This window comes from Methanofollis sp. (genome assembly GCF_028702905.1).
GTDB lineage: Archaea > Halobacteriota > Methanomicrobia > Methanomicrobiales > Methanofollaceae > Methanofollis.
On the sequence record NZ_JAQVNX010000076.1, the window covers coordinates 1 to 10,784 of the forward strand.

The 10,784-nt window shown below is 66.8% G+C and carries 11 protein-coding genes; 10 read left to right on the top strand and 1 reads right to left on the bottom strand.

The window, feature by feature from the left end:
- The 10 genes from trpB to comE form a co-directional block, all read left to right on the top strand.
- Positions 1–1,055, top strand: a 1,055-nt coding sequence (gene trpB / locus PHP59_RS09145) for a tryptophan synthase subunit beta (protein WP_300166246.1), incomplete at its 5' end; no start/stop codon positions are given.
- Positions 1,052–1,852 carry a tryptophan synthase subunit alpha gene (gene trpA, locus PHP59_RS09150; RefSeq protein ID WP_300166248.1) on the top strand — a complete coding sequence of 267 codons (801 nt, stop codon included), beginning with the start codon at positions 1,052–1,054 and terminating at the stop codon, positions 1,850–1,852. The genes trpB and trpA, both read left to right, overlap by 4 nt.
- A gap of 193 nt (positions 1,853–2,045) precedes the next feature.
- Positions 2,046–2,627, top strand: a complete 582-nt coding sequence (locus PHP59_RS09155; protein ID WP_300166250.1) for a DUF2179 domain-containing protein — start codon at positions 2,046–2,048, stop codon at positions 2,625–2,627.
- Positions 2,628–2,686: 59 nt separating this feature from the next.
- Positions 2,687–3,784 (top strand): ATP-NAD kinase family protein, encoded by a 1,098-nt coding sequence (locus PHP59_RS09160; protein WP_300166252.1) that lies wholly within the window; start codon positions 2,687–2,689, stop codon positions 3,782–3,784.
- A gap of 188 nt (positions 3,785–3,972) precedes the next feature.
- Positions 3,973–4,800 carry an ATP-binding cassette domain-containing protein gene (locus PHP59_RS09165; protein WP_300166254.1) on the top strand — a complete coding sequence of 276 codons (828 nt, stop codon included), beginning with the start codon at positions 3,973–3,975 and terminating at the stop codon, positions 4,798–4,800.
- Complete coding sequence (locus PHP59_RS09170; protein WP_300166256.1) at positions 4,797–5,504, top strand: GTP-binding protein; 708 nt, start codon at positions 4,797–4,799, stop codon at positions 5,502–5,504. The genes PHP59_RS09165 and PHP59_RS09170 overlap by 4 nt, the downstream gene beginning before the upstream one ends.
- Positions 5,505–6,116, top strand: a complete 612-nt coding sequence (locus PHP59_RS09175) for a (Fe-S)-binding protein (RefSeq protein ID WP_300166259.1) — start codon at positions 5,505–5,507, stop codon at positions 6,114–6,116.
- Positions 6,113–7,339 (top strand): methanogenesis marker 16 metalloprotein, encoded by a 1,227-nt coding sequence (locus PHP59_RS09180; protein WP_300166261.1) that lies wholly within the window; start codon positions 6,113–6,115, stop codon positions 7,337–7,339. The genes PHP59_RS09175 and PHP59_RS09180 overlap by 4 nt, the downstream gene beginning before the upstream one ends.
- Positions 7,340–7,341: 2 nt before the next feature.
- Entirely contained in the window at positions 7,342–8,619 is a 1,278-nt protein-coding gene (locus tag PHP59_RS09185) for a cysteate synthase (protein WP_300166263.1), read from the top strand.
- Complete coding sequence (comE, locus tag PHP59_RS09190) at positions 8,612–9,739, top strand: sulfopyruvate decarboxylase subunit beta (protein WP_300166265.1); 1,128 nt, start codon at positions 8,612–8,614, stop codon at positions 9,737–9,739. Before PHP59_RS09185 ends, comE begins: the two co-directional genes overlap by 8 nt.
- A gap of 654 nt (positions 9,740–10,393) precedes the next feature.
- Here comE and argB read toward each other — a convergent pair.
- The coding region (argB, locus tag PHP59_RS09195; protein ID WP_300166267.1) for an acetylglutamate kinase at positions 10,394–10,784 on the bottom strand (391 nt) is incomplete at its 5' end.

Consider the following 10,784-nt stretch of genomic DNA (forward strand, 5'->3'; position numbering starts at 1 on the left):
CGGAACTGGAGGGGTACCTCTCGACCTTTGCCGGCAGGGAGACTCCCCTCACGTACTGCCGGAACCTCTCACGCGACCTCGGCTGCCGGGTCTACCTGAAGAGGGAGGATCTCCTCCATGGGGGTGCGCACAAGATCAACAACACCCTCGGGCAGGCCCTGCTGGCGCGGCACATGGGCAAGACCAGGATCATCGCGGAGACCGGCGCCGGCCAGCACGGGGTGGCGACGGCGATCGCGGGTGCGGCCCTCGGTCTCCCTGTCGAGGTCTATATGGGGGAGGTGGACATGGCGCGGCAGCAGCTGAACGTCGTCCGCATGGAACTTCTCGGTGCGACGGTCCACCCTGTGCGGACAGGCGGCCGCACCCTGAAGGACGCGGTCAGCGAGGCCCTGCGCGACTGGATCGCCCGTCCCGCGGAGACCTACTATCTCCTCGGCTCCGCGGTGGGCCCGCACCCCTATCCGACGATGGTCAGGGACTTCCAGTGTGTCATCGGGAGGGAGATGAGGGAACAGGTCCTGAAAGCCGAGGGTCATCTGCCGACGGCGGTCGTCGCCTGTGTCGGCGGGGGCTCGAACGCGATCGGCACGTTCTATCCCCTCATGGGCGACGATGTGCGCCTTGTCGGGGTGGAGGCCGGGGGCGAGGGCCTCTCGACCGGGAAGCACGGGGCCACCCTCTGCGCCGGGACGAAGGGTGTGCTCCAGGGCGCCCTCTCGTACCTCCTCCAGGACAGGGACGGGCAGATCCTGGAGACCCACTCGGTCTCGGCAGGCCTCGACTATCCGGGCGTCGGGCCCGAGCACGGCATGCTGAAGGACATCGGGCGGGCCGAGTACGTCGCGGTCACCGACGAGGAGGCCCTTGCGGCCTTTTCGCTCCTCTCGCGGCGGGAAGGGATCATCCCGGCCCTGGAGTCGGCCCATGCGGTCGCCCACGCGGTGAAGATGGCCCGGGAGATGAGCGAGGACGACATCATTGTCGTCACCCTCTCAGGGCGCGGGGACAAGGACGTGGCAGAGGTCGCGGCGAGAAGAGGGGTGGCAATATGAGCAGGATCGACGCCCTCTTCTCCGGCATCGGCAGACCCGCCTGCATCGCCTATCTGACGGGCGGCGACCCCGACCCCGCGACCTCTCTTGCGGCGTTGCGGTCGGTCGTCGATGCCGGGGCCGACATCATCGAGATCGGCGTCCCCTTCACCGATCCCATCGCCGACGGCCCGACGATCCGGCGGGCGAACGCCAGGGCCCTTGCGGCCGGGACGACGCCCGACCGCATCTTCGACCTGGTGAGGGCCGTCAGGGAGGGAAGCCCCATCCCGATCGTCCTGATGACGGCGTACAACATCGTCTACGTTCGCGGTATCGATCGTTTCTACCGGGAGGCGGCAGAGGCCGGCGCCGACGGGGTGATTATCCCTGACATGCCGCCCGAGGAGTCGGGAGCGGCCGGCGCCGCGGCACGGCGGTACGGCCTCGACCAGGTCTTTCTTGTGGCCCCGAACACCCCTGAAGAGCGTCTGGACCCGATCCTGGAGCATGCCAGTGGTTTCCTCTATCTCGTCTCTGTGCAGGGGGTCACCGGCGCGAGGGCGGGCCTCCCGCCCGGCATGGAGGGCCGGATCGCCGCAATGCAGTCGCGTACCTTCCTCCCCATCGCCGTGGGCTTCGGGATCTCTGGCCCTGACCAGGCCAGGGCGCTCGCGGCCGCCGGTGCCGACGGGGTGATCGTCGGCAGCGCTATCGTGGAGATCGTGGAGAGGCATGGAGGGGACAGGGCGGCGATGTGCGCTGAACTGAAGAGTTTTGTCGCCGTAATGCGCGAGGCCGTTGGGGACAGGGCGTGAGATTCCCTCGCTCGACGACCCCTGCACGACGAAGGTCTCAGGTCACACCGGGACCGGGCATTACGGCGACAATGCGCTCCTGCCGTGCCGGTGTCCGTCCAATCAGGTTTATCCGTCGAAAAACGGCCGGAGCATGGGCCTCTGCGGGTGCACTTCTGCACCACTATATAGTTGAGAAGTCGACCCCACCTTTATGGAAGTCCTCTCTGCCGGCGCCCTGACCCCCCTCCTCATCCCCCTTATCGTCTTCGGGGCACGGGCGATCGACGTCAGCCTCGAAACCCTGCGAATCATCCTCCTTGCCCGGGGTGGCCGTCTCCTCGTCCCGGTCATCGCATTCTTCGAGATCATCCTCTGGCTCCTCTCCCTCGGGCTCGTCGTCAACGACTACACAAACCCGGTCTTCCTCCTCTCGTACGCCGCCGGGTTTGCGACAGGGAACTACGCGGGCATTCTCCTTGAGGAGAGACTCGCTATGGGCCTCTGCGTCCTCCGCGTGATCACGCCGCGGGAGGACGCCCCTCTTGTGGACGCCCTCAGGGCCACGGGTTATGGCGTGACCGTTGTCGGGGCCGAGGGCCTCCAGGGGCCGTGCACCATCCTCTACTCGGTGGTGAAGCGCTGCGACCTCCCGCGCCTTGCCGGTCTCATCGAGGGGATGAACCCTCGCGCCTTCACCACCGTCGAGGACGTCCGTTCTGCCACGAAGGGCACCTTCCCGGGGTCGGGGCACCGGTCAGGCCTCTTTGGGAGGGCGAACCGGACAGGAAAGTAAGGGCTCTCCTCTCTCAGACGTATCTTTTTCTTTCTGCGGCGGCATATCCTCCCTCTCTGATGACGACGATCGGCCTTGTGATCAACCCCCTCGCCGGCCTCGGCGGTACGGTCGGCCTGAAGGGGACGGACGGGACGGCCGCCGAGGCGCGGCGGCGGGGCGCGGTGCCGCGGGCGGGGACGCGTGCCGTCGAGTCCCTCCTCTCTCTTCGGGGTCTCCCCCTCCGCGTCCTCACCTCTGCCGATGCGATGGGGGCCGACGCCCTCGACGCTGCAGGCATCAGGGGCTACGAGGTTGTTCATACGGCAGGGGGCCGGGAGACGACTGCCGAAGACACCAGGGCCGCGGTCAAGGCCTGTGTCGATGCAGGCGCCGATATCATTCTTTTCTGCGGCGGCGACGGCACGGCGCGGGACGTCGCTCTGGCCGCGGGGGAGATCCCGATCCTCGGCATCCCTGCGGGCGTGAAGATGTACTCGGGTGTCTTTGCGGTCCGTCCCGCCGCGGTGGGAGAGGTCCTTGCCGGGGACTACGCTCTCAGGGAGGCCGAGGTGATGGACATTGACGAGGATGCGTACAGGCAGGGCGACCTCCGGGCCCGCCTCTATGCGACGGTGAGAGTGCCCTTCCTCCCCGGCCGCGTGCAGTGCGGGAAAGAGGCCTCTTTCGGGGACGAGGCCCTCGCCCTCGACGGCATCGCCCGCTTCATGGCCGACCTGATCAGGGCGGGAGGGTGCGTGGTCCTCGGGGCCGGGGGCACCACCACCGCGATCGCCAGGGCGGCCGGGACCGAGGCGACCCTGCTTGGCGTGGACCTGATTGTGGACGGGAAGGTCGCCGCCCCAGACGCCGACGAGGCAACCATCCTCGCACAGATCGAGAGTGCGGGCCGCTGCCGGATCATCGTCAGCCCGATCGGGGCGCAGGGTGCGGTCATCGGCCGGGGCACCGGGCCGATCACCCCTGCGGTACTCAGGGCCGCGGGGCCCGAGAACCTTATCGTCGTCGCCACGCCCGGCAAACTCGCCGCAACACCCGCGCTCTTCGTGGACTCCGGCGATACGACTCTTGACTCCGCCTTCGGGGAGAGGATATCCGTCATCTGCGGCTACCACATCGCAAGGCTGATGCCCCTGCTCAGGCCGGCGCAGGGGTGAGTGTACCCTCGACATCTGTCCACGGATCCCTGTTTTTCTCTCCTCACAGGGGTCTCCGCACCGGCCCTCCCCCTCTGACTGCACATTTTTGTTATCTCATCGTATATTTTTTGTATTTTTTTGCACGTTTGTCGATTAAATGTGTGCCCTATGGATAGCATTATCTGATGTCCCGCATGACGCCCTGCATGGACCCGCAGGTCACCGAGATCACTGTCCTCCCCGGAAGGGACAAGAACGGCGAGACCGAGCACTTCGACCGGATCGTCATCAGACCGGGCGAGACCCTCGCCATCGTCGGCCCGACCGGGTCGGGAAAGAGCGCCTTCATCAACGACATCGAGGTCTTTGCCATGAACGACACTGTCACCGGACGGACCGTCCTGGTCAACGGGGCGGCGCCGCCCGACGACTATGTCCGTGACCCGGCGAAAAAACCGGTCGCCCTCATCACCCAGAACACGAAATGCCTCGCCGATCTCCAGGTCAGGGAGTTTCTGGAGATGCATGTCAGGTCGCGGAGGATCGGGCGCGACGGCATCATCACTGAGACGATCGCCCTTGCAAACGAGTTCACCGGCGAGAAGATCACGCCGGGGGCGCGGATGACCTCCCTCTCAGGCGGGCAGACCAGGTCCCTGATGGTGGCGGACGCGATCCTCGTCGGGAGCACGCCCGTGATCATCCTGGACGAGGTCGAGAATGCCGGGATCTTCAAGGACCGGGTGATCGAGGTCCTCCGCACCTATCAGAAGGCCGTGGTCTTCGTCACCCACGACCCCCTCGTCGCCCTGATGTGCGACCGGCGGATCGTGATGCGGAACGGGACAGTCGTCAGGGTCATCGAGCACACGGGGGCCGAAGACGAGGCCCTCTCTGCGGTGAAAAAGATGGACGGCATCCTCTGCCACCTCAGGGAACGGATCCGAGCCGGCGAGGCGATCACAGGCGGCGTCCCTGCCGCCTCTGACGAGAGAAATCTACCTTTCTCCTCCGACCCGGTGCACGCCGTATGAAACTCCTTGTCATCGCCGGACCGCCGTCGGCGGGCAAGACCGCGGTCGTCCGCCAGGTCCTCCGGAGTCTCGGGCCAGAGGAGAGGGCGGCCTACCTCAAGATCGACGTGGTCAGGGCCTTCGAGGACGAGGAACTCGCGGCCGAGTTCGGCATCCCGGCACGGAAGGTCTACTCCGGAGACCTCTGCCCGGACCATGCCGGGATCATGGTGATGGCCGACGCCCTCCGCTGGGCCGAGGCCGAGAAGGCCTCCCTCCTCATCGCGGAGTCCGCGGGGCTCTGCCTCCGCTGCTCGCCGTACGTCACCCAGGCCCTCGGCGTCGTCGTCCTCAGCGCCGTCTCGGGCATCCACGCCCCCCTGAAGATGGGGCCGATGATCGGCCTCGCGGACGTGGCGGTCGTCACCAGGATCGACCTCGTCTCCCAGGCCGAGAAGGAGGTCTTCAGGGAGGGGATCAGGGAGGTGGCCCCCGAGATCGAGATCGTCGAGACGAACGCGGTGCAGGGGACGGGCATGCGTTACCTCCTCCAGAGGATCGCAGAGGCCGACGAGGTGACGGACCTCGCCACCATCGAACTCCGCGGCGTGCCGCCCCTCGGTGTCTGCACCGTCTGCGTCGGCAAGAAGGAGATCGGGTGGCAGCACCACTTCGGGGTCGTCCGGAGACTCGGGGACGCGGGCACCCTCTTCCGGGGTGAGTAGATGGGCTGGCAGCCTCCCGGAAAGAACTGCGGCCTCTGCGGGGCGCGGACCTGCGATGCGTTCATGGGGATGGTCGCCGCAGGGGAGCGGTCGGTCTCCGACTGCCCCTTCTCTGAGGGCGAGGCCTGCGTCGCCGCCCCAGACGCGGTCTATACGGGGCGGGACGTCGTCGGCAATGCCTACGACTTCATCATCGACCCCCTGCCCGGCGAACCCACGGCCCGGAAGATCGTCCTCCCCTTCAGGCCGGACCTTGTGGAGAAGTGGGGGATCGCGGAGGGCGAGATCGTCGTCGGCCGCCCGATGGGCGCGGGGTGCCCTGTCCAGCATGTGATCAGGGTGTTCGAGGCCGACCCTGTCACCGGCCTCATCACCGGCCATGTCGTCGGCCCCGAGTTCTCCCGGAATCGGGAGTACCATGACGTGCGGGCCTACCACATGATCGGCTTCGAGGGCCTCGCCCGGCCTGTTGCCCACCCGCCTGTCTTCGGGAAACGCCAGCGTTTCCTCCCTGGCTTCTGCATGATGGCCCTCGCCCACACCGGAGTTACCAATATGATAGTGGAGCGCCCAGAGGGGCTGCACGTACGGGTGGAGGGCATCATCATATGAAGACAATTGCAGGAATCGAGGAACGGATCAGGGACGGCAGCGCCGTCGTCCTGACCGCGGCCGAGCTGAAGAAACGGATCCGGGAAGGGGAGAGGCTGACCCCTGAAGACGTCGACGTCGTCACCTGCGGGACCTGCGGCGTGATGTCGGGGACGGCGGCCGTCCTCTCCGTGCCGGTTGCTCAACCCGGCACCTTTTTCCGGGCCGACACCGTCAGCCTGAACGGTGTCCCGGCCTTCCCGGGCCCCTGCCCGAACGAGCGTCTCGGCCTGGTGGACCTGGTCGTCTACGGCACCGCCCACAGCGGGCAGAGGTACGGCGGCGGCCACCTCATTGCCGACCTTGCGGCAGGGAAGGACGTCGATGTCCAGGTCACGGCGGGGGGCAGGGAGATCTCGCGCACGGTCACGATCGAGGACTGCACCGTCGCCCGCCTCCTCACGACCAGGAGCGCCTTCAAGAACTACACCGCCTACGTGAACCGCGAGCCATCCGAGGTCCAGACGATCTTCTCGGCCGCGGGTATGCGGGGGCCGTGCGTGGAAGCCTCGGTCAGCGGCTGCGGGGAGATCAACCCGATCGAGAACGACCCCTCCCTCAGGTTCATCAGGGCCGGGACACGGGTCCTGGTGAACGGGGCGCCCGGTTTCGTGATGGGCGAGGGGACGCGGAGCACGCCGGAAAAACCGAACATCATGGCTTTCGCCGATATCAGGGAGATGAACCCCAGGTACTGCGGCGGTTTCGTCACCTCGGCAGGGCCGGAGTGCATCACGAGCATCGCCGCAGCGATCCCCGTCCTGGACGACGCCGGCCTCTCCGCCCTCTCTGTCCTGGACGAGGCGATCGCCCTGCCTGTGGCCGACATCAGCGACAGGCGGCCCTTTGCCGCGGCGACCTACGGGGACGTCTGGCAGGGCACCGATCGGCGGGTCACGTACGACCCGACTTCCTGCCTCTTCTGCGAACCCTGCGTGGCCGGCGGCCTCTGTCCGACCGGCGCCTTTGTGACCGGGAAGGGGATAGACACGGCGCTCTGCGTCTCCTGCGGGGCGTGTGCGGCATCGTGCCGGGGCGGCGCCGTCTCCGGGGCCCTCGGGACCATCACCGTCGGCGGCAGGCGGGTGCCGATCACCCTCCGTCAGTCCGACCGGAACCGTGCCGAGGCCCTCTGCGAGGACCTGCGCCAGAGGATCCTCGATCGGGGGTTCCCGGTGAGGTGACAATGATGCGGCCGTACACACTTCTTTGCCCCGACTGCGGGGAAACTGTCGAGGACCACTACACCCTCTCCTGCCCCTCCGGGTGCAGGGCCCTCATCCGCACCGTCTACCGGAAAAAGACCCTCGACCTCAGGGACGAACCCGGCGTCTTCAGGTTCGCCGACTGGCTCCCTGTCGAGGGGACGATCAAGGCCGCAGCAGGGCCGGTCACCTTCCGCTCCACCGCTCTTGCCCGAGATCTTGGCCTCCGGAATCTCTGGATCAGTTTTTCCGGCTACTGGCCCGAGAAGGGGGGGAGGGTGCTCACCTGCTCCTTCAAGGAACTCGAAGCCCTGCCGACGATGGTGCGGGTGCGGGAGACGGCCAGAGGCCGAACCCTCGTCGTTGCCTCCGCGGGGAACACCGGCCGCGCCTTCTGCCAGACCGCGGCCCTGACCGGGATGCCGGTCGTCGTCGTTGTGCCGGAGACGGCCGCCGACCGCCTCTGGACGACGGTGGAGACCGATAGGGTCTGCCTGGTCACGGTGGACGGCGACTATGCCGATGCCATTGCGGTGGCGAACGGCCTCTGCTCTGTCCAGGGGTTGATCCCGGAAGGCGGGGCAAAGAATGTCGCCCGCAGGGACGGCATGGGGACAGTGATGCTCGACGCCGCGGTCACCCTCGGCCGGATCCCCGACCACTATGTCCAGGCCGTCGGGAGCGGGACCGGGGGTATCGCCGCCTGGGAGGCATCGATGCGGCTTATCGGCGACGGCAGGTTCGGGGACCGTCTGCCCCGCCTGCATCTCGCCCAGAACGCTCCCTTTGTCCCGATGGTCAGGGCATGGCAGGCAGGCCGGCGCGAGATCGTGCCGGAAGAGGATATGCCCGACGCACGGGCGTCAATCGCGGCGGTTTATTCTGATGTGCTGACCAATAGAGGCCCGCCGTATAGTGTCGGCGGGGGCGTCTTCGACACCCTCACTGCAACGGGAGGATCGATGTATTCAGTGGAGAACAGGGATGCGGAGGGTGCAGGGCGGCACTTTGCCGATGCCGAGGGGATCGACCTCGACCCGGCGGCCGCGGTGGCGGTGGCCGCCCTCAGGCAGGCGGTGGAGTCGGGGGAGATCGGGCGCACCGACACTGTCCTCCTCAATATCACCGGCGGCGGGTACCGGCGTGTCGCAGAGGAGCATGAGCGCTACAGGATCGAACCCGCGTTCAGGGTCGCTCCCGACGTGGACGCGGCTGTCCTCGGGGCGAGGGTTCTCGGACAGGTGAGAAACCGTGCATGAAGATATCATCGCCGACCTCCTTGCCGAAAAGGGGATCGACCTTGTCGCCTCCCTCCCCTGCGACCGCGCCGGCGACCTCTGCTTCCTCCTCACAGAGCGTTTCCAGACTGTCGGGCTGATGCGGGAGGAGGACGGCGTCGGCGTCTCTGCCGGGGCGGTGCTTGCCGGGAAGAGGCCTGTGGTCGTGATCCAGAGTTCGGGCCTCGGGAACATGCTCAACGCGATCCTCTCCCTCACCGTCACCTTCGGTCTGCCCCTCCCGATACTCGCGAGCTGGCGGGGGGTGTACAGGGAGAAGATCCCGGCCCAGATCCCCTTCAACACCCGCCTTCCCGCGATCCTCGAGGCATCGGGCATCCCGTACACCGTCGTCCAGGACGCCGGGGAGATCGGGAAGATCGGCGCCGTCATCGACGACGCCTTCCTCCACTCCCGCCCGCATGTCGCCCTCATCTCGCCGAAGGTCTGGGAGGGAGGGAGGTGCGAGGTCTGCCGCGACCTGCCGCCGCGGCCCTGCCGCCACCGCGTCGTCGTCGGGGAGCGTCCTCTCCCCGCCCCGGTGACAGAGAGGCTCGGGGCGATCAGGGCGATCGTCCCCCACCTTGGAGCCGCCGCCATCGTCTGCAACATCGGAGTGCCGAGCAAGGAACTCTATGCCGCGGGCGACCGCCCCCTCACCTTCTACATGCTCGGCTCCTACACCCAGGCCTCGGCGATCGGCCTCGGCCTCGCCCTCTCGACAGAGAGGCGGGTCGTCGTCATCGACGGCGACGGCAGCCTCCTCGGGAGTTCCATCCTCCCGGTCATCGCGGCGAGCGCCCCGAAAAACCTCACCGTCGTCTGCCTGGACAACGGCGCCTTCGGCTCGACGGGCAACCAGCCCACCTGCGCCTGCACCGGGGCCGACCTCGAAGTAGCGGCGATCGCCGCCGGCATCCCCCGGACCTGCACCGTCGCCGACGAGGGGGCAATTGCGGCGGCCCTGGACGACCCCTCGCCCGGCCCCGCCTTCGTCAGGGTGCTGATCAGGCCGGGCAACGCGGATGTGCCGAATATCCCCCTCTCCCCCGCGGAGATCAGGGATAGGTTTATGGCCGCGGTGAAGGAGCGGTCTGTTTAGGGATGGGAGTTGATCGGCGCTCTCCACCGGGGGGCATCGCTCGAAAACGTTCCGTTTTCTCAAGCTCCCGTCGGTCGCACTCCCCGCTCCCCTTGCTATTAGGATAGGGGGTGGATGGCAATCTCCCTCCTCGGGATTTCTATTCGGTCTTCCCCGGTCCAATCCTGAGCGGGGGTCCGGGGGGCGTAGTCCCCCGGCCTGTGTTTTAGGGGAAGGCGGTTGATTGGCTCTTGTACGGGGGGTTTCACCCCCCGGCCCCCCCGCGTTAGGATAGGGGGGTAGGATGGCAGTCTCACTCGTCATGATCTCTGCTCTTTCTTCCCCAGTCCCATCCTAATTTCGGGGGACGACCGAAGGGAGTCGAGAAACCGAAGGTTTCGCTGTCCGAGGGCAAAAAGAAGGTCGTAGACCTTCGAGTAGTCCCCCGGTGAGCAATATGGGGAAGGCAGTTGATCGGTGTCTCGCGCCGGGGGACTGTGCCCCCTTCCCCCGAAAGCCTGATGGCTTTCTCAAGCTCGCTCCGCTCGCACCCCGCTCAGGATAGGGATGGGATGGCAATCTCCCTCCCCAGGATCTCCGGTTCAGTCTTCCCGAGGTCAATCTTAATTTCGCTGGACGAGCGCCAGCGAGTTCAAAAAAAGAGTATCTCCCCTCTCACTCGGTGATCATCGTGCCGACGCCGGCATCGGTGAAGAGTTCGAGGAGGATGGTGTGTGACTTGTTCCCGTTCACCACATGGGCGAAAGAAACGCCCCCTTTCACCGCCCTGACACAGGAGTCGATCTTCGGGATCATGCCGCCCGCGATCGTGCCGTCTGCCATCAGGTCCTCTGTCTCGATCGCCCTGAGATGGCGGTAGACCTGCGTCCTCTCCCTGTCCATCACGCCGTCGACGTCGGTGAGGTTGATGAGCTTGAAAGCGTTGAGAGCGATGGCGATCTCGCCGGCCGCCGTGTCCGCGTTGATGTTGAGGCTCCGGCCCGCCCTGTCGATCGCGATCGGGGCGATGACCGTGATATAGCCGTTCGCGAGCAGGGTGGTGATC